The following is an 18,961-nucleotide window of genomic DNA, read 5'->3' on the forward strand; positions in this document are numbered from 1 at the left end:
GGAGCGGTAGTTCAGTCGGTTAGAATACCGGCCTGTCACGCCGGGGGTCGCGGGTTCGAGTCCCGTCCGCTCCGCCAATAATTTGAAGGCCTTCCCGATTGGGAAGGCCTTTTTGCTATGGGCGATTTTGTCCATAAGACCCACAGATTTGCACACCAGAATCGACACAAAGCCCGGCTTCATAACCGGGGTTTTGTATTTTTAGCGTGTTAAACAGCCAACGTTTGGTTTTTACCTGCCAAAAGAGAGCCAGATAGCCGTTTATTTCCACCATTTTCTGGCTATATCTGAGCCTTATCAGTTTCATTCACAGCCATTTGAACAGCTCTACAGATGGTCAAATCAGCCTTCTGCTGCCTGCTGACTACAGGGAAGTTCCATATTGACCACCCCCTCTTCCATCTGCACGTCGATCTTGAAGCCAAGTCGCTTGGCGAGGTTGACCATGCCACGATTGCTGGGCATGGTCATGCCGGATAGCTGGCCAATCCCCTGTTCTTTGGCGTAGCGGATGATCTTCTCCATCATCAATTTGCCGAGCCCCACCCCTTTCAAGTCCGATCGCACCAGAATGGCAAACTCGGCATCGCTCTGGTCCGGGGTCGAAATAGCGCGTACCACGCCGAGGATCTGATCCTGCAGCTCGCCACCTTGCCCCACCGCTACGAAGGCCATCTCCCGGTCGTAATCGATCTGGGTCATGCGAGCCAGCTCTTCATGCCCCAGCTCGCCCACATCGGCAAAGAAGCGTTTGTATCTGTCTTCATCGGAGACCTGCAGCACGAACTGCTTGTGAGCCGGTTCATCTTCCGGCCGGATCGGGCGCAGCAGGATATGGCGCTGATCCTTAAGCCAGGCACCCTCCTCCAGTTCGGTAGGATAGGGACGGATCGCCAGTCGGTTGCTGGCCGGGAGGGTGGGGTCAGCCAGCATGAGGCTGGCATCCAGTACCACCATCTCGGTACCGCACGCTTGTAGCGGGTGCAGATCCAGCTCCTGAATTTCCGGAAAGGCGAGCAGCAGCTCGGAGAGTTGGCAGAGCACCTGACCGAGGGCATCGATATCCAGTCGTTCCGGCGTGGCTTGTTCGCGGATCTTACGGCTCTTGAGTGCGCCGATGATTTGGTAACGAGCCAGCGCCTGATTGAGCGGTGGCAAGGCAGCTACCATCTCCTGCGGCTCCGCACCAGATTCACCCAGCAGAATGACGGGGCCAAAGATGGCGTCTTGCTGGATACGTACCCGCAGCTCGAGGCCACCGCTGCGGCGAGCCATGCGTTGCACCAGCAAGCCTTCGATGCGAGCGCCCGGATCATGCTGTTTGACCCTGTCCAGAATGGCATCTGCGGCTTGCGCAACTTCGGCCGAGGTGCGCAGATTGAGCACTACCCCATGTACGGCAGACTTGTGCAGGATATCGGGCGAGCGCAGTTTTACCGCCACCGGATAGCCGATCTGCTCGGCGGTCAGGGTCGCCTCGATGGCATCGGTAACGATCCAGGTTGGTAGAGTCGAGAGACCGGCGGCTTGCAAAATCGGGTGTACCAGATGGGTATCCAGCCTCAGTTGCTTGCGCTCCTGCGCCTGGCGGATCAGCTGCTGGCAGAGCTCGATATTGAGCTGGTTGCCGTTCAGGGAGGCGGGGGTCTCCATCAGCTGTTTCTGGTTGCGGCGGTACTCCACCATATGCATGAAAGCGGCCATGGCGCTTTCCGGGGTACGGTAGGTCGGGATGCCCGCTTCGGTAAAGAGTTTGCGCCCCTCCTGCGCCGAGTACTCGCCTGCCCAGTTGGTGAGGATATTGAAACGGCGCGCTCTGGGATGCTGCTTCAGATGGGCGATAAGATGGCTGGCCAGCGGCGCGCTCGGTGCCGTGAGCGAGGGGGCGTGGATGATCAGGATGGCGTCGATGCCATCTTCCTGCAACACGTTGTCCAGCGCCTCCTGATAGGTGGTGATGGTGGCATCGCTGCCGATATCGAGCGGCGGACGAGCCAGCTTGCCGCCCCGCTCTAGCAGTACATCCACTGCCATATTAGCCAGCCCGCGACCGTTGGAGATGATGGCAAGCCGCTCCCCCTTGAGGGTCATGGAGTGGCTGAGGGTTTCCACCGCGGCAAACAGTTCGTGGGTATCCCGTACCCGCAGCATGCCAGCACGGCGGATGGCCGCATCATAGACATTGTCGAGACCGTGGGCCGGATCGTGGCGCCCGCTTTTCAGTACCAGGATCGGCTTGTTGCGCGAGGCTGCTCGCGCTGCCGAGAGAAAGTGGCGGGCGTCGTGCAACTTGTCCATGTAGATCAAAATGGCGCGGGTGACGCTATCGCGGGAGAGTTGATCCAGCAGCTGGCCGAAGTCGATGTCGCAGTGATCACCAAGGGAGATGAAGGCGGAAAAGCCCAGTTCATGCTGCTTGGCCCAATCCAGGATGGTGGTGCTGACGGCGGCGGATTGCGACAGAAAGGCGACCTGCCCCGGCTTGGCGGCAGTGGGGGAAAAGCTGGCGTTGATCCCCTGGCCGGGCAGCAGCATTCCCATGCTGTTGGGACCGAGCAGGCGAATTCCGTATTGTTGGCAGACCCGTTTCAGCTCCAGCCGCTCCTCGGGGGAAAAGTCGGCGGCCAGTATGATGGCTGCACCAGAGCCCTTCTGGCCGAGCGCTTCCAATAGTGGCAAGACTCGTTCCCGTCTGGTGCAGATGATGGCGAGATCCGGGATCAGCGGCAGGCTGGCAATATCGGGATAGGCCAGCACGCCGGCGATGGCCTTGTTGCGCGGAGTGACGGGTAGGATGGGCCCTTTGAATTGGCCCGCCAGCAGGTGACGCACAATCACATGACCCGCCTTGAGCGGGTCGGTCGAGGCGCCGATCACGGCGATTGAGTGGGGTTTGAACAGCCGATCCAGACCGCTTGCTTTCATGGGCACTCCCGACAAAAGGGGGAAGATACCAGTCTAATACGCCTTTGCTGCGGGTTCTGTGACCGGATCCTGATCACCGTTTGTTCAGGGCATTGGCACGCAGATAAAAGCGCAGTTCGCCCTGCACCCGGCGAATGGCTCCCAGGTGGCGTTCCTGAAGATAGATATCCTGCTCCCGATCTAGCGCCGTGCTGGGCACGCCCATGCTTTGCAGATACTCCTCAAACAGGGTTGAACCCTTGATCTCTACCAGATGCTGTTTCATGGCTCTCCTCCCTGCGCCTTGGCGTGTGTTGATGAACGCCCAGTCTGCGATGACCTGCCGGGTTTGCCTATTGTCACTTTTGACACGAGATTTGACACGAGAGCGCTCACACATCTTTCAGAGAGGGCGCCGTTGAGGCGCTGGCTGGCGTTATAGTATGGCGAGGAGCACGAGGCACGGATGGTGCACAGGATGATCAGAGTCTGGTGGTGGTGCATGGCACTGTGGACGGTTGGCGTATCGGCAGCCGAGCAGCCTATCCGCGCCTGGAATCTGCTGCTGGATCATCCCAACCCCGCCGTCGTCCAGTTGCTGCGCCTCTCCCTCGACCTTACCGTGCCCGAATATGGCCCCTACCAGCTGGTTTCCAGCCCGCAAATGGAGCAGGGGCGGGCGGTGAAGGAGCTGCGCAGCGGTGAGCTGGTTCAGGTCGGTGTCTTTGCCCCGGATGGTGAGCGAGAACGGGAGTTGCTGGCAATCCACATTCCGCTGGCCAAGGGGCTGCTGGGATGGCGGGTGTGTCTGGTTCGGCAGGGGGATGAGGGGCGTTTTGCCGCGATCAGATCGTTGGCGGACTGGCATCGCGCCGGGCTCTCCATCGGTCAGCACAGATCCTGGCCAGACACCCAGTTGCTGCGGGCTAACGGCCTCAAGGTGACGGTGGGCAATCTTTATGAGGCGCTCTTCAATATGCTGCGCAAGAAGCGCTTTGACTGCTTCCTGCGATCGGTCATCGAGGTCGAGGATGAGCTAAGGCAGCATCCGGATCTCGTCATCGAGCCCCGTCTGGTGTTTCGCTATCCGCTGGCGCTGCTCTTCTTTGTCTCGCCAAAATATCCGGAGCTGGCCCAGCGCATCGAGCTTGGCCTGCGGCGGGCGCGGCAGTCTGGTGCTTTTGACCGGGTCTTTGAAGAGGGATTTGGCAGCACCATTCGGCGGTTGAAACTGGATGAGCGGGTGCGTCTCGAGCTGCACAACCCCGACTTGCCGCTGCCTAGCCGCATCATGATGGCCGATCCGGCCCTTATCTATAAACCGGTGTCAGCGCAGAGAGCCCTGATTCTGCGCGGTATCCCAGAAGGCGCGGATCAGCGGCTCTTCCAGCCGCTTCTTGAGCACCCCAATCCCCACATCAAATGGCTTGAAGGCGGGTTTGAGGTCGATGATCCGCACCTTGTCGCCGAGCGGGCTGTGGTCGATCACTGCTGCCGGCACCAATCCTACGCCACAACCAAGTGCCACCATGGCGACAATTCCCTCGTTACCCGCCACTTCGGCATAGATGTTGGGCGCTATCCCCTTGTTGCGAAACCACTGATCGCTGCGTTTGCGGGCCAAGCCCTGCTCGGAGAGGATGACTGGCAGCTGCTCCCAGTCCGGCTCGCCCTGACGGAACCACTGGTTCAGCTGGGGGGCATTGCGCGGCGCGATAAAGACCAGCGGCACCAGCTGCAGGCTGGCGAATTCCAGCTTGGCGGGCAGAGCGTCGGGACGGGCGGCGATGGCGAGATCGGCTTCATCGGCCAGGATCTTGTCCACCGCCAGCGCCGGGTCGCCGGTCTCCAGCTTGATCTCCAGCTGGGGATAGCGGCGGCGAAAGCGCTCCAGCACCTCGGGCAGCAGAAAGTAACTGGCAGTGACCGAGCAGAATACCCGCAGCCGCCCCTGCAGCGGTTCATCGCTGCGTTTGAGCTCCTGCTTGAGCTGACGCCACTCCTGCAACAGGCCGCCGCCGAATTCGCGCAGCTTCTCGCCGGCGGGGGTGAGCCGTACCGAGCGGTTGTCCCGCTCGAACAGGATGCAGCCGGTCTCCTGTTCCAGTCGCTGGATGGCGCGGCTCAGGGTGGAGGGGCTGACCGCCATGGCATCGGCACTCTTGCCGAAATGAAGGGAGTCGGCGAGGTGGAGAAACAGCTCGAGATTGCGAAGGTCCATCTTTCAGCTCCTGGCGCGGCTTGTGTGCCCGATACCCAGCGGTTGGTGGCTTGTTTCTGCCATCTCGCGGTACATTCAGCAGGCAATTATGAAGGGTGAGTCTTTCAGTTATTGCAACGTACTGTTTCGAATATATCAGTTCAGGCAATAAGTGTCCCGCGCTATAGTGGTTCAGACAACGCCGCTATCCGGCATGGAATCAATCGAACGGAGCAATCACCATGGCTAACTATTTCAACACCTTGAACCTGCGTCAGCAGTTGGCCCAGCTGGGCAAGTGTCGTTTCATGCAGCGCGAAGAATTCGCGGACGGCTGCAACGTGCTGAAGGGCAAGAAGGTGGTGATTGTGGGCTGTGGTGCCCAGGGTCTGAACCAGGGTCTGAACATGCGTGACTCCGGGCTGGATATCTCCTACGCCCTGCGCAAGGCCGCCATCACCGAGAAGCGTGCCTCCTGGCAGAAAGCTACCGATAACGGCTTCGCGGTCGGCACCTATGAAGAGTTGATCCCGACCGCAGATCTGGTGCTGAACCTGACTCCGGACAAGCAGCACTCCGACGTGGTGAAAACCGTGATGCCGCTGATGAAGCAGGGCGCTGCGCTGGGTTACTCCCACGGCTTCAACGTGGTGGAAGAGGGTCAGCAGATCCGCTCCGACATCACGGTCGTGATGGTGGCGCCCAAGTGCCCGGGTACCGAAGTGCGTGAAGAGTACAAGCGCGGTTTCGGCGTACCGACCCTGATCGCCGTTCACCCGGAAAATGACCCGAAAGGCGAAGGCATGGCCATCGCCAAGGCGTGGGCCTCTGCCACCGGCGGTGACCGTGCCGGGGTGCTGGAGTCCTCCTTCGTGGCGGAAGTGAAATCTGACCTGATGGGCGAGCAGACCATCCTCTGCGGCATGCTGCAGGCCGGTTCCCTGCTCTGCTACGACAAGCTGGTTGCCGAAGGCACCGACCCGGCCTACGCCGGCAAGCTGATCCAGTTCGGTTGGGAGACCATCACCGAAGCTCTGAAGCAGGGTGGTATCAGTCTGATGATGGACCGCCTCTCCAACCCGGCCAAGCTGCGCGCCTTCGAGCTTTCCGAGCAGCTCAAGACCCTGATGCGCCCGCTGTTCGAGAAGCATATGGACGACATCATCGCCGGTGAGTTCTCCCGCGGCATGATGGCCGACTGGGCCGAAGACGATGCCAAGCTGTTCGGCTGGCGCGAAGAGACCGGCAAATCTGCCTTCGAAAATGCGCCGGCGTTCGCAGGCAAGATTGCCGAGCAGGAGTACTTCGACAATGGCGTGGTGATGGTGGCCATGGTCAAGGCGGGTGTCGAGCTGGCGTTCGAGACCATGGTGGCCTCCGGTATCTACGAGGAGTCTGCCTACTACGAATCCCTGCACGAGCTGCCGCTGATCGCCAACACCGTTGCTCGCAAGCGTCTGTACGAGATGAACGTAGTTATTTCCGACACCGCCGAGTACGGTAACTACCTGTTCGCCAATGCTGCTGTGCCCTTGCTGCGCGAGCACTTCATGCCGACCCTGAAAGCGGGCGATCTGGGTGCCAGCAAGGCGGAAGGGCAGAGCGTGGATAACCTGGCGCTGCTGGCGGCCAACGAAGCGACTCGCAACCACCCGATCGAGAAAATCGGTCAGGTACTGCGTGGTTATATGAAGGACATGAAGCGCATCGCCGTTGGTGGTTAAGCCAGCATCGGGCTGGATGATGAAGGGGCGGAGATGACGATCCCCGTCGCCGGTCGGGCTGGACACCCGACCGGCCAGCCAGAAAAATCAGCCTGACAGTCATAAAAGATGGTCATAAAAAAGCCCCGCTCATCGAGCGGGGCTTTTGCATTCAGGAAGGCCGGATAAATCAGGCTTTCCACGCTTTCCAGGTGTTGATCAGACCGTTGGTGGAGCAGTCGTGGCTGGTGACAGCCTCGTTGTTGCCCAGCTCCGGCAGGATCTTGTTGGCCAGCTGTTTGCCCAGCTCCACACCCCACTGGTCGAAGGAGAAGATGTTCCAGATTGCGCCCTGTACGAAGATCTTGTGCTCGTACATGGCGATCAGGGCACCCAGGGTTTTCGGGGTCAGGCTCTTGAACAGGATGGAGTTGGTCGGGCGGTTGCCTTCGAACACCTTGAACGGCACCAGATCCTTGACCTGCTCCAGCGTTTTGCCAGCAGCCAGGAACTCGGCTTCGACCTCTTCCTTGCTCTTGCCGAAGGCCAGCGCCTCGGTCTGGGCGAAGAAGTTGGCCAGCAGTTTCGGGTGGTGGTCACCGATCGGGTTGTGGCTGATGGCCGGCGCCAGGAAGTCACAGGGGATCAGCTTGGTGCCCTGGTGGATCAGCTGGTAGAAGGCGTGCTGGCCGTTGGTGCCCGGCTCACCCCAGATGATGGGGCCAGTCTGGTAGTCAACCGGCTTGCCGTTGCGATCCACGTATTTGCCGTTGGATTCCATGTTGCCCTGCTGGAAGTAGGCAGGGAAGCGGTGCATGTACTGGTCGTACGGCAGAATGGCTTCGGACTCGGCACCGTAGAAGTTGTTGTACCACAGGCCGATCAGCGCCAGCAGCACCGGCACGTTCTGCTCATAGGAGGCAGTGGCGAAGTGCATGTCCATCTCGAAGGCGCCTTGCAGCAGGGCTTCGAAGTTCTCGAAACCGACAGACAGGGCGATGGGCATGCCGATGGCAGACCATGAGGAGTAGCGGCCGCCAACCCAGTCCCAGAACTCGAACATGTTGTTGGTGTCGATGCCGAACTCGGCCACGGCCTTGCCGTTGGTGGAGAGGGCGGCGAAGTGCTTGGCAACGTGAGCCTTGTCACCGGCGATGTTGATGAACCAGTCGCGAGCGGTCAGGGCGTTGGTCATGGTCTCCTGAGTGGTGAAGGTCTTGGAGGCCACCAGGAACAGGGTGGTTTCCGGATCGATCTTCTTCAGGGTCTCGGCGATATGGGTGCCATCGACGTTGGAGACGAAGTGCATCTGCAGGTGGTTTTTGTAGGGACGCAGTGCCTCGGTGATCATCACCGGGCCCAGATCGGAGCCACCGATACCGATGTTGACCACGTGCTGGATCGCTTTGCCGGTGTAGCCTTTCCACTCGCCGGAGATGATCTTCTCGCAGAAGCCTTTCATCTTGGCCAGTACGGCGTTCACTTCCGGCATCACATCCTTGCCGTCGCACTCGATGGGGCGGTCGGAGCGGTTGCGCAGGGCCACGTGCAGTACGGAGCGCCCTTCGGTCATGTTGATCTTGTCGCCATTGAACATGGCATCGATCGCGCTGCGAAGATCGGTCTCTTTGGCCAGATCAACCAGCAACTTGAGGGTTTCTTCGGTGATCAGGTTCTTCGAGTAATCAACCAGGATGTCGCCGCCGAAGGTGAGGGAAAACTTGTCAAAGCGCTTCGGGTCCTGCGCGAACAGATCCTTGAGTCGGGTCTCTTTGTTTGCTGCAAAGTGGGCTTCCAGTGCCTGCCAGGCCTGGGTTTGGGTTGGATTGATATTTTTCATAGGATTCCTGAAATGCCAAGTTGTGTTTGAACCTTGCAGGCAAGGTCCCGCCAAACCTTATTATCCGAGCATTATAGCGAGCCGGCCGGGCGGCCCGTGTAACAGAGTTTTACCGATTGTCTTTTACCGCAATGGGGCAACCGTCGGGAGTATACAACCAGAACATCGGGATTATGAGTCACGAAAGCAAGGGGGATCTTGCGCTCGCTCATGATTGGGGCTGGCCCGCGGCTCTGAAATTGTTTTCATTCCGCCGGCCTGATTATGCAGCGGATGGCGCGCCAGAAATGACAATGCCAGCCCGAAGGCTGGCATTGTGGGTTGCTGTTTTACCGCGATCATGCCTGCGGTTTTTGCATGTGCATCACCATCTGCGGGAAGGGAATTTCGATCCCTTCGGCATCAAAGGTCAGTTTTACCTTCTCGTGGAAGTCGAACCAGACTCCCCAGTAGTCGCCGGTCTTGACCCACGGGCGCACCACGATATTGACCGAGGAGTCGGCCAGCGCGGCGACGGCGATGGTAGCGGCCGGATCTTTCAGGATGCGCGGCTCTTCGTTCACCAGACGCTCGAGGATCTGCTTGGCCTTGCGCAGGTCGGAGCCGTAGCCGATACCAAAGGTCATATCGACGCGGCGGGTATCCATGCGCGAGTAGTTGACGATGGTGCCGTTGAGGATGGCGGAGTTCGGTACTACCACCATCTTGTTGTCACCGGAGGTGAGGGTGGTGGTGAACAGCTGAACGGATTGCACCACACCAGACGTGCCTGCCACTTCGATAAACTCGCCCGCCTTGATGGGGCGGAAGATGATCAGCAGAAAGCCAGCGGCGAAGTTGGAGAGCGAGCCTTGCAGCGCCAGACCGATGGCCAGACCGGCGGCACCGATAATGGCGACGAAGGAGGCGGTCTGCACCCCGACCCGGCCCAGCGCGGCGATCACCACGAACACCAGAATGGCGTATTTGAGGATGCTGCCGACGAAGTGGGTGACGGTGGTGTCGAGCTTGCGCGCCTGCATCACTTTTACCACGCCACCGCTGAGCAGATTGGCTGCGATATAGCCGACCAGCAGGGTGAGCAGGGCGGCCGCGATGTTGACGGCATACTCGATCAGCAGGCCCTGGTTATTGACCAGCCAGGTCTGCGCTTCGGTAATGATTTCGGGTTCCATAGAATGTCCTTTCGGGTGCTAAAGGTTTATGGCGCATGAATCTAACATCGCAGCGCGACAGTCCGGGTCGCATCTGGTGCTTATTTTACTGCCATAAAAAGCTGCCACAAAAAAGAAGGGAGGCCAAGGCCTCCCTTCTTCATGCTCGGTGAAAAGCGCTGTCGCTCAGCTCTGCAGGAGCTGGCTGCGGATAAACTGCCACTGATCCTCGAAGCCGGCGGTGGGCTTGAGCTTGAACTCGGAACGGACAAACTGGCTGATGCGGCCCTCGGTATAGGCCAGCAGCAGATTGGCCAGCATGGTTTCGTCGAGCTGGAAGCCCTGCCCCTCGCGCAGCCGCTTCTCGCGCAGTACCTGCTTGATCTGGGTCTCCAGCTTGTCAAACAGGATGCTGATGCGATCCCGCAACCGGTCGTGCTCGCCCAACAGGGCATCGCCATTGAGGATGCGGGTGATGCCGGGATTGCGCTCGGCGAACACCAGCAGCAGCTGCAGGATGTGGTGGCAGCGCGCCATGGTGTCTTTCTCTTCCGCCATGATCAGATTGACCCGTGACAGCAGGGAATCCTCGATAAAGTCGATCAGCCCCTCGAACATCCGCGCCTTGCTTGGAAAGTGTCGATAGAGGGCTGCTTCAGAGACGCCGACCTCGGCCGCCAGACGGGCCGTGGTGATGCGCTGGCCGGGACTGGTTTCCAGCATATGGGCGAGCGCCTGCAGGATCTGATCGCGCCGACTCTGTTTCTGATTACTGCTTGCCATGGATTCCCCTAAAAAAACAATGGCTTGATTCTGTTATTAGGCACCGCCCATCAGGCTGGTGTGGTCTGTTATTGGCGACCAGAAGAACCAAAACCGCCTTCACCCCGTTCGCTCTGGTTGAACTCATCGACCAATTGGAAGCTGGCCTGAACTACCGGCATGATCACCAGCTGGGCGATGCGCTCGCCAGGTTGCATGGTGAACTCATCCTTGCCGCGGTTCCAGACCGAGACCATCAGCTGACCCTGATAGTCGGAATCGATGAGACCGACCAGGTTGCCCAGCACGATGCCGTGCTTATGGCCGAGACCGGAGCGGGGCAGAATGGTGGCACACAGACCCGGATCCTGGATGTGGATAGCCAGACCGGTCGGCACCAGAGTGGTATCGCCCGGAGCCAGAGTCAGCGGCGCATCCAGCAGGGCGCGCAGATCCATGCCGGCAGAGCCGGGAGTGGCGTAGGCGGGCAGCGGGTACTCGGTACCGATACGGGCATCCAGAATCTTCAGTTCAATTTGTGTAGTCATGAATCGCTTTTTCAGTTGGATCTTGTATTGGCGCCCCTCTTGGCAGGCGGGGCGCCGTGAGTCTTGTTCTTTCGGGACGCTCAGTGCCGGTAGTGGCGTGCAATCAGGGCGATCAGGTGACGGGCCAGCGTCAGCTTGTCGGCCAGCGGCAGCGGGGCCTGGCCCCCTTGCCAGAACACGGTCAGGGCGTTGTCATCGGCGTTGAAGCCTTGCCCCTCACGGGACACATCGTTGGCGGCGATCATGTCCAGCCGCTTACGCTGCAACTTGTCGAGGGCGTATTGTTCCACATCCACGGTTTCGGCGGCAAATCCGACGGTGAAGGGTTTGTCTGAAAGGGCACCAACGGCCGCGATGATGTCGGGGTTTTTCACCAGCTTCACCACCATCTGGTCGTTGTCGCCGGTTTTCTTGATCTTCTGGCTGGCCACCTGCTCAGGACGATAGTCGGCTACCGCCGCGCAGCCGATGAAGAGGTCGCACTCGCCGACCCGGCTCATCACCGCCTGATGCATCTGCTCGGCGCTCTCGACATCGACGCGGGTAACACCTGCTGGCGTAGCCAGCGTCACCGGGCCGCTCACCAGCGTCACCTCTGCGCCTGCTTCACGGGCGGCGCGAGCGATGGCGTAGCCCATCTTGCCGGAGCTGTGGTTGCTGATGTAGCGCACCGGATCCAGCGCCTCGCGGGTTGGCCCTGCGGTCAGCAGCAGTTTGACGCCTGCCAGCAAGGGCTCGGCGGCCAGTTGCTGACAGCAGCGATCCACCAGTTCGAGGGGGTCCAGCATCCGCCCCGGGCCCACATCGCCACAGGCCTGGCTGCCGGCATCCGGCCCCCACAGCAGAATGCCGCGGCTGGCCAGGGTCTTGAGGTTGGCCTGGGTCGCTGCGTTGAGATACATCTGCTGGTTCATGGCGGGCGCCAGCGCGATGGGCGCCGGCGTGGCCAGACAGAGGGTGGTCAGCAGTTCGTCGGCCATGCCTGCAGCCATCCGCGCCATCAGGTTGGCGCTGGCGGGGGCGATCAGTACCAGATCGGCCCACTTGGCCAGCTCGATATGGCCCATGCCCGCTTCGGCAGAGGGGTCCAGCAGGCTGTAGGCCACCGGATGACCGGAGACCGCCTGCAGGGTCAGCGGGGTGATGAACTCCTTGGCGGAGCGGGTCATCACCACCCGCACCTCGGCACCCTGATCTTTCAGACGGCGTACCAGCTCGGCACTCTTGTAGGCGGCGATCCCGCCGCTGACACCCAACAGGATGCGTTTATCGGCCAATCTCATCTGCTGTTTCTCTATCCGGCTCACTTTGACTGGTCGGCTAAGATACCACAGGCAGGGGATGACGACAGGGGTTGGCATCAAGGGGTTGTGGCGGGGAACACGCAAATATTTGCTATGTTTTTCCTCAACAGGGAGAGAGGAGAGACAAATGAGCATCAAGGAGTGGCCGGAAGATGAACGCCCCAGAGAGAAGCTGCTGCGACAGGGGCCGACGGTGCTCAGCGATGCCGAGCTGCTCGCCATCTTCCTGCGCACCGGCGTCAATGGCCTGAGTGCGGTCGATCTCTCCCGTAACCTGTTGAATCAGTTCGGATCGCTGCGCAATCTGCTAGGCGCGGATCAGCGCGCTTTCTGCGAGGCACACGGTCTTGGCCCAGCCAAATATGCCCAGTTGCAGGCGGTGCTGGAGATGGCCAAACGCCATCTGGCGCAGCAGCTGCAGCGGGGCGATGCCCTCACCTCACCCCAGCTGACCCGCGACTATCTGCAGGCCCAGCTGCGGGATCGGCCGCGCGAAGTGTTTGCCCTGCTGCTGCTCGACAATCAGCACAGAGTCATTCAATTTGTTGAGCTTTTTTACGGCACAATCGATTCGGCGAGCGTCTGGCCAAGAGAAATCGTGCAGATCGCGCTCAAACATAATGCAGCCGCGGTGATTCTGGCGCATAATCACCCGTCCGGCGTCGCCGAGCCCAGTAGGGCCGACCGCCAGATCACGGATCGGATCACGGCCGCTTTGGCCCTGATCGATATCAGAGTGCTGGATCACTTGGTGATCGGTGACGGCATCACGGTTTCTTTTGCCGAGCGCGGTTGGCTATAACTGTGCTCTGGCACCGTATTAGTTGATCTTTGATCACGGATGCTGTATAAAATGCCGCCTTCTGTTTGCCCCGCAATCGAAGGCCAGCGGGGCAGATATTTGCTCGAGCAATGAAGTAAGATTTGGAGAGACTGACATGTCTAGAGTATGCCAAGTAACCGGCAAGCGCCCGGCAGTTGGTAACAACCGTTCGCACGCTAACAACGCTACCAAGCGTCGTTTCCTGCCGAACCTGCACACTCACCGTTTCTGGGTTGAGAGTGAAAAACGCTTCGTAAGCCTGCGCGTATCCGCAAAAGGCATGCGTATCATCGACAAGCGTGGCGTTGAAGTGGTTCTGGCTGAACTGCGCGCCAGCGGTGTTAAGGTATAAGGAATTAGATCATGGCTAAAGGTATTCGCGAGAAAATTCGCCTGAACTCCAGCGCCGGTACTGGTCACTTCTATACCACTACCAAAAACAAGCGCACCATGCCCGAAAAAATGGAGATCAAAAAGTTTGATCCCGTTGTTCGTCAGCATGTGATCTACAAGGAAGGCAAAATCAAGTAATTACTTGATGCTGCATTCCCAAAAACCCGGCTTCGTGCCGGGTTTTTTTATGCGTCGAATTCAGTACACTGCCGGTTCAAAGGGAGACTTGCCATGTTCAAATTGAGCCGCAAAGGCTGGAATAACGTGATCATCGTGGTGGTGCTGATCGTGATCACCCTGTTGCATCGTATGGAGTTGGCCCAGCAGGAGAATAGCGCCAAGCGGGCTCGCCCCTTGCTGCCTGATGCGGCTGTGGTGCTCACCTGGCAGGGGCCGAGCTGGCAGATTGAGCGGATCGGTCAGGGCTGGCGCAGCGGGCCGGATCTGGGGCTCGACAGCGCGCAGCTGGATGCCCGTCTGGCACGTTGGCAGGGCTGGTTGTTACCCCCCGGTGAAGCGGTACGCGGTGCGCCGGTGACCATCAAGGTGTGGATTGCCGGCCAGAACGATCCGGTCGAGATCGGCCTCTATCAGAATAGCGGTCAGTATGGTGCCCAGCTGCCCTCCGGTCTCTGGCTCGCCCTCACAGCCGAGCAGTATCGCGATCTGCTGCGCCCTGCCCCCTGAGTTCCTTTTCCTTGTGAGGTACCCATGCCTGAATTGCCAGAAGTTGAAGTCAGCCGTCAGGGGATCTCCCCCTGGCTCACCGGTATCAAGGTGACGCGCGTGGTGGTGCGGGATGGCCGCCTGCGCTGGCCGATCCCCGGTGAGATTCAGGAGCTGGTGGACCTCACCATCCATCGGGTGCGCCGCCGTGCCAAATACCTGCTGCTGGAGACCGATTTCGGCACCGCCATCCTCCATCTGGGGATGTCCGGCAGCCTGCGGGTACTGGATATCGGCACCCCGGCCGAGAAGCACGACCATGTGGATATCGAGCTGGAGAATGGCAAGCTGCTGCGGCTAAACGATCCGCGCCGCTTCGGCGCCCTGCTCTGGACCAGGGAACCGGCCGAAGCCCACGCGCTGCTCGCCAAGCTGGGGCCCGAGCCGCTCACCGATGCCTTCAGTGCTGATTACCTGCAGGGGCGTGCCAAGGGGCGCAGCACTGCCATCAAGCAGTTCCTGATGGACAATCAGGTGGTGGTCGGGGTAGGCAACATCTACGCCAACGAGGCGCTCTATGCCGCCGGCATTCACCCCAAACGGGCGGCGGGCAATATCAGCGCCGAGCGGCTGGGAACCCTGGTGGCCGAGATCAAGCGGGTGTTGGCCGAAGCCATCCGGCAGGGCGGCACCACCCTCAAGGATTTCACCAGTGCCGATGGCAAGCCAGGCTATTTCGTGCAGCAGTTGCAGGTCTACGGCCGTGGCGGTCAGCCCTGTTTCCACTGTCACACCCTGCTGACCGAGACAAGAATGGGGCAGCGTACCACGGTTTTTTGCAGTCATTGCCAGCGCTGAGCGTACTTTTTTCCCCGATCCGGGGGAAGTTGTAACAGCATATTTCCAGGCTGTTGAATATTTGCGCAGTCATTACTAGTATCAGCGGCCGTTCAGGCGGTTTGAGAACTAGAAATGACTTTAAAATCAATAGACTGGGAATATTTATCCCGGCAGGAGCGCTATTGCGCAAAATCCATGGCCCGCTTCCTCTACCCCGAGGGATGTGACCGGAAAACCTTCAATCGCGGCAAGTTCGTGCTGCGCAGCCTGCTCTATCGCAAGTCGCTGAGCCGGGTCTTCAGCCTGTTTCAGTGCGACTCGCTCAAGGCACTGCCAGCGGTCTATCCCGAGCTGCTCGACAAGCCTATGCGACCCTATCGCTTCGCCTGTGCCAGCGCCCGTGAGCGGGCCGAGATGCTGGAAAATCACTACCGGTTGCTGCTGGAGTGCTACCCGCAGCTGATCGACCCCCTCTATCTGGGCGAGGGGATCGCGCTGGGGCACTATCCCCAGAGTGGCTGCCGCATTCTGCTGCGCCACGATGGCACCTTCCGCCGCGAGGCCGAGCTGGCGCTCTCCATCGTCAACGGCGAGGGGCAGCGCCTCTACAGCTGCGCCTTTTCGCTGGCGGGTAGCGTGGATCGTTTGATTCTGATGATCGGCTCCATGCAGGGGCCGGAGCCTGCGGTCGACAATGCTCAGGATCGGGTGCGCGAGCTGACCAAAGAGGGACACGGCCTGCGGCCCAAATCCCTGCTGGTGCAGCTGGTGCTGCAACTGGCGCAGAGCATGGGGGCGGCGGAGGTGCTGGCGGTGCGCAAGCGTGCCCACGTGTTTCAGGCTAGGCGCTACAGCAGCAAGCAAAAAGCCAACCTGCAGGCCGATTATGACGAGCTGTGGCAGGAATTCGGCGCCCGGGATGTGGATGCCAACTTCGTCGCCCTGCAAGCCCAGCCGCGCAAGCCGCTGGAGGAGATCGCCTCCAAGAAGCGGGCCATGTACCGGCGCCGCTACGAGTGGCTCGATCTGCTGGTGCAGGAGATGAATGAGCGGTTTGCCCGTCAGTAACCGGCAAGCATGCTGACCTCTCTATAACGAGAAAGATACAACAAGGGCTACCCGTGGGTAGCCCTTGTTCGTTGTTGCCGTCGGGAATGGCCAGTGTGGAAGGGAATCACCCTTTCTGTTTGGCGGCGATGGCTTGGGCCACCACGGGGTCGACAAACTGGCGGATGTCGCCACCGTGCAGCGCCACCTCTTTCACCAGGGTGGAGGAGATAAAGGAGTTCTCCTCGGCCGGGGTGAGGAAGACGCTTTCCAGCTCAGGCATCAGGCGGCGGTTCATATTGGCCAGCTGAAACTCGTACTCGAAGTCGGAGACGGCGCGCAGGCCGCGGATCAGCACGTTGGCCTGATGCTCTTTGGCGAAATCGACCAGCAGGCCGGAGAAGCCCACCACCTTGACGTTGGGAAGCTGGCTGGTCACTTGCTGGACAAGCTGGACACGTTCTGCCAGATCGAACAGCGGGCGCTTGCTCGGGCTGTTGGCGACCCCGACCACCACCTCGTCAAACAGCTTGGCGGCGCGGCCGATGAGATCGGCGTGGCCATTGGTAACGGGATCAAAAGTCCCGGGATAAATTACCCTGGTAGTCATCTTTGCGGTCCTGCAACCTGGAAATTTGGTCGCATTATAAGGTCGTCGCTTGAGAATAGCAGTGCATCAGGCAAGAATACGCCATCGCGCATCAAGCCTCCTTGCATTGGTGACAGGGAGCAAAGGGATTTTTTATGAAACGTATTCTGGTCGTTCGCAATGACAAGATTGGTGACTTCATGCTGGCGTGGCCTAGCTTCGCCATGCTCAAAGGCTCCATGGAGTGTCATGTGACTGCCCTGGTTCCGGCCTACACGGCGCCGCTGGCCCGGCTCTGCCCCTGGATTGACGAGGTGATCATCGATCCGGGCGTGCGGGCCGACAAGGAGCAACAGCGAGCGCTGCTGGCGCGGATCAAGGCGGCGGCGTTCGACGCGTCCATCTGCCTCTTCTCCAACTCCCGCAACGCCATGCTGGTGTGGAAGGCACACATCCCTTATCGGCTGGCCCCGGCGACCAAGCTGGCGCAGGTGCTCTACAACCAGCGACTGGTGCAGCGTCGCTCCCGCTCCCAGAAGCCGGAGTCCGAGTACAACCTGGAGCTGATCCGCCGCTTCCTGGCCGATCAGCAGGTGGCCGTGGTGGAGCCCAAGACCCCCTTCCTGCAGTTCGATGACGAGACCTTGCTACAGGTGCGCGAGCAGTTGGCACTCAAGCTCAAGCTCGATGCCAGCCGCCCCTGGCTGATGGTTCACGCCGGCAGCGGCGGTTCGGCCAACAACCTCTCCATCGAGCAGTATGCTCGCATCATCATCAAGCTCAATCAGGCCTGCCCCGAGCTGCAGTGCGTGCTGACCGCAGGCCCGGGCGAGGAGAAGATGGCCGAACAGCTGGCGGCCGAGTTGCTGGCCCACGGTGGCAACGGCTGGATCTACCGCTCCAGCGATGGTCTGCCGATGTTCTGTCAGGTGCTGGCCAACGCAGCCCTGTTTATCGCTGGCAGTACCGGCCCGCTCCATATCGCCGGTGCGCTCGATGTGCCGACTATCGGTTTCTTCCCGATGCGGCGCTCCGCGACTCCGCTGCGCTGGAAGCCCCTCAACAGCGAAGGGCGTCACCTTGCCTTCAGCCCGCCGGAGGATAGCGACCATCCTGAGGATATGAGCCAGCTCGATCCCAAGACCATGGTGCCGGTGATGGCCCGCTGGGCGGCGCCTTTCTGGCGCAAGTAACGTATGCAGCAATGCAAACAGGGCCCCGCGGGGCCCTGTTTCGTATGACGGTTATTCCGGCTGCTGCGGTTGCTGGCGCACCCAGAGGTCGGCGTATTTTACGAAGGTGGAGTGGGCGGAGAGGATCGCCAGCAGCAACCCTTGCTTGCCATCGAGGAAGCCCGCTTTGAGCAGGTACATCTTGAGGAAGCAGCCGACCGCGTGCATCAGCCCCTGACTGAGGGAGCCCTTCTTGCCGCGAGCGGTGCGCTGATCGGCCCAGGCGCGGGCATAACCGGCGGATTTCACCAGATAGTGCTCCAGATCCCGATAGGTGAAGTGGAGCAGGTCACCATGAATGTTGACGATCTTCATGTTGGCCCGTACTTCCACCTTTTCGTGCACCAGCGCCTCGTTGTAGCTGGTGAGTGCCTTGGGATAGAGGCGCAGCACCCGATCCGGATACCAGCCACTGTGGCGGATAAAGCGGCCAAACACCCAGGAGAGGCGCGGGATCGAGTAGATGGTATCGCTGGCCGGATTGGTCATCACGTTGGCTATGGCGGTTTTCAGCTCGGGGGTGAGCCGCTCGTCGGCATCCAGCCACAGCACCCAGTCGGATTGCACGTGGGACTGGGCCAGTCGGCGCTGTTTGCCAAAGCCGGGCCACTTGGCGTTGACGAAGAAGCGGGCCCCAAATTCGGCGGCAATGGCCGGGGTCTCGTCCTGGCTGCCGGAGTCCAGAATGACGATCTCGTCCACCAGTCCGTCGAGGGAGGCGAGGCACTTGCGCAGGTTGTCGGCTTCATTCTTGACGATCAGAACGGCAGCCAGAGTCGGTTTTTTCACGAATGTGGGCTCACGGTTATTGCCCGGCTGGCGGGTCGAATGCGTATTGATGGGCCATTCTAACGGAAAAACGGGTCAAAGAGAGAGCCGCCATTGCCCGTTTCTATCAGCTGTTTGCCTGTCTCGTCTCGTCCGGTTGGAAGCGGGGCACCGCTGGAAAAATGGGG

General features: G+C 60.1%; 19 protein-coding genes, 1 tRNA gene and 1 pseudogene. 10 read left to right on the forward strand and 11 right to left on the reverse strand.

Going from position 1 to position 18,961, the window contains the following annotated elements; genetic code table 11:
- Positions 1-77 (forward strand) — tRNA-Asp (locus tag G5332_RS19365).
- 265 nt (positions 78-342) lie between these two features.
- On the opposite strand, the gene G5332_RS19370 is transcribed toward G5332_RS19365, so the two are convergent.
- Both G5332_RS19370 and G5332_RS19375 read right to left on the reverse strand, forming a co-directional pair.
- Complete coding sequence (locus G5332_RS19370) at positions 343-2,925, reverse strand: GNAT family N-acetyltransferase (protein ID WP_421250006.1); 2,583 nt, start codon at positions 2,923-2,925, stop codon at positions 343-345.
- Positions 2,926-2,998: 73 nt separating this feature from the next.
- The gene (locus tag G5332_RS19375; RefSeq protein ID WP_124930448.1) at positions 2,999-3,190 is read right to left on the reverse strand and encodes a hypothetical protein; all 192 of its coding nucleotides are present in this window, start codon (positions 3,188-3,190) and stop codon (positions 2,999-3,001) included.
- Between the two features lie 192 nt (positions 3,191-3,382).
- Here G5332_RS19375 and G5332_RS19380 point away from each other — a divergent pair.
- Positions 3,383-4,240 (forward strand): annotated as a pseudogene (locus tag G5332_RS19380) (hypothetical protein); the annotation flags it as partial.
- Here G5332_RS19380 and ilvY read toward each other — a convergent pair.
- The gene (gene ilvY, locus G5332_RS19385; RefSeq protein ID WP_005342097.1) at positions 4,232-5,125 is read right to left on the reverse strand and encodes an HTH-type transcriptional activator IlvY; all 894 of its coding nucleotides are present in this window, start codon (positions 5,123-5,125) and stop codon (positions 4,232-4,234) included. The pseudogene G5332_RS19380 and the gene ilvY sit on opposite strands and share 9 nt — an antisense overlap.
- A gap of 221 nt (positions 5,126-5,346) precedes the next feature.
- Here ilvY and ilvC point away from each other — a divergent pair, with 221 nt between their 5' ends.
- Positions 5,347-6,828, forward strand: a complete 1,482-nt coding sequence (gene ilvC, locus G5332_RS19390; RefSeq protein WP_041210772.1) for a ketol-acid reductoisomerase — start codon at positions 5,347-5,349, stop codon at positions 6,826-6,828.
- Here the strand turns inward: ilvC and G5332_RS19395 are convergent.
- From G5332_RS19395 to coaBC, 6 genes are all read right to left on the reverse strand, one after another.
- Positions 6,825-7,010 (reverse strand): hypothetical protein, encoded by a 186-nt coding sequence (locus G5332_RS19395; protein WP_378006418.1) that lies wholly within the window; start codon positions 7,008-7,010, stop codon positions 6,825-6,827. The two genes, ilvC and G5332_RS19395, sit on opposite strands and share 4 nt — an antisense overlap.
- The gene (gene pgi / locus G5332_RS19400) at positions 6,998-8,647 is read right to left on the reverse strand and encodes a glucose-6-phosphate isomerase (RefSeq protein ID WP_005339491.1); all 1,650 of its coding nucleotides are present in this window, start codon (positions 8,645-8,647) and stop codon (positions 6,998-7,000) included. Before pgi ends, G5332_RS19395 begins: the two co-directional genes overlap by 13 nt.
- 338 nt (positions 8,648-8,985) lie before the next feature.
- Positions 8,986-9,822 (reverse strand): mechanosensitive ion channel domain-containing protein, encoded by an 837-nt coding sequence (locus G5332_RS19405; RefSeq protein WP_041210774.1) that lies wholly within the window; start codon positions 9,820-9,822, stop codon positions 8,986-8,988.
- 165 nt (positions 9,823-9,987) lie between these two features.
- Positions 9,988-10,584, reverse strand: coding sequence for a nucleoid occlusion factor SlmA (gene slmA, locus G5332_RS19410; protein WP_005339495.1), 597 nt, complete (start codon positions 10,582-10,584; stop codon positions 9,988-9,990).
- 68 nt (positions 10,585-10,652) lie between these two features.
- On the reverse strand, positions 10,653-11,111 hold the full coding sequence (gene dut, locus G5332_RS19415; RefSeq protein ID WP_005339498.1) for a dUTP diphosphatase: 459 nt from the start codon (positions 11,109-11,111) through the stop codon (positions 10,653-10,655).
- An 80-nt stretch (positions 11,112-11,191) separates the two neighbouring features.
- A complete protein-coding gene (coaBC, locus tag G5332_RS19420; protein WP_005357385.1) occupies positions 11,192-12,394 on the reverse strand; it encodes a bifunctional phosphopantothenoylcysteine decarboxylase/phosphopantothenate--cysteine ligase CoaBC in 1,203 nt (400 codons plus the stop codon).
- A 148-nt stretch (positions 12,395-12,542) separates the two neighbouring features.
- Here coaBC and radC point away from each other — a divergent pair, with 148 nt between their 5' ends.
- The 6 genes from radC to G5332_RS19450 all read left to right on the forward strand — a co-directional run bounded on the left by radC (position 12,543) and on the right by G5332_RS19450 (position 16,205).
- Positions 12,543-13,217, forward strand: a complete 675-nt coding sequence (gene radC, locus G5332_RS19425; RefSeq protein WP_033113596.1) for a RadC family protein — start codon at positions 12,543-12,545, stop codon at positions 13,215-13,217.
- Between the two features lie 136 nt (positions 13,218-13,353).
- Positions 13,354-13,590, forward strand: coding sequence for a 50S ribosomal protein L28 (rpmB, locus tag G5332_RS19430; RefSeq protein WP_005307492.1), 237 nt, complete (start codon positions 13,354-13,356; stop codon positions 13,588-13,590).
- An 11-nt stretch (positions 13,591-13,601) separates the two neighbouring features.
- Entirely contained in the window at positions 13,602-13,769 is a 168-nt protein-coding gene (gene rpmG, locus G5332_RS19435) for a 50S ribosomal protein L33 (protein ID WP_005307500.1), read from the forward strand.
- A gap of 93 nt (positions 13,770-13,862) precedes the next feature.
- Entirely contained in the window at positions 13,863-14,318 is a 456-nt protein-coding gene (locus G5332_RS19440) for a hypothetical protein (RefSeq protein ID WP_216952392.1), read from the forward strand.
- A gap of 24 nt (positions 14,319-14,342) precedes the next feature.
- Entirely contained in the window at positions 14,343-15,155 is an 813-nt protein-coding gene (gene mutM / locus G5332_RS19445; RefSeq protein WP_005357390.1) for a bifunctional DNA-formamidopyrimidine glycosylase/DNA-(apurinic or apyrimidinic site) lyase, read from the forward strand.
- A 177-nt stretch (positions 15,156-15,332) separates the two neighbouring features.
- Complete coding sequence (locus G5332_RS19450) at positions 15,333-16,205, forward strand: VirK/YbjX family protein (RefSeq protein WP_216952390.1); 873 nt, start codon at positions 15,333-15,335, stop codon at positions 16,203-16,205.
- 106 nt (positions 16,206-16,311) lie between these two features.
- Here the strand turns inward: G5332_RS19450 and coaD are convergent, their stop codons facing one another.
- Positions 16,312-16,794, reverse strand: a complete 483-nt coding sequence (gene coaD, locus G5332_RS19455) for a pantetheine-phosphate adenylyltransferase (protein ID WP_005356008.1) — start codon at positions 16,792-16,794, stop codon at positions 16,312-16,314.
- Positions 16,795-16,928: 134 nt separating this feature from the next.
- Between coaD and G5332_RS19460 the strand changes: the two genes are divergently transcribed.
- On the forward strand, positions 16,929-17,966 hold the full coding sequence (locus G5332_RS19460) for a glycosyltransferase family 9 protein (protein WP_005339514.1): 1,038 nt from the start codon (positions 16,929-16,931) through the stop codon (positions 17,964-17,966).
- Between the two features lie 51 nt (positions 17,967-18,017).
- Here G5332_RS19460 and G5332_RS19465 read toward each other — a convergent pair whose 3' ends face one another.
- Positions 18,018-18,794 carry a glycosyltransferase family 2 protein gene (locus G5332_RS19465; protein ID WP_421311560.1) on the reverse strand — a complete coding sequence of 259 codons (777 nt, stop codon included), beginning with the start codon at positions 18,792-18,794 and terminating at the stop codon, positions 18,018-18,020.
- Between the last annotated feature and the right edge of the window lie 167 nt (positions 18,795-18,961).

Source organism: Aeromonas sp. 603757 (assembly GCF_049171255.1).
GTDB classification, from domain to species: Bacteria; Pseudomonadota; Gammaproteobacteria; order Enterobacterales; family Aeromonadaceae; genus Aeromonas; species Aeromonas veronii_A.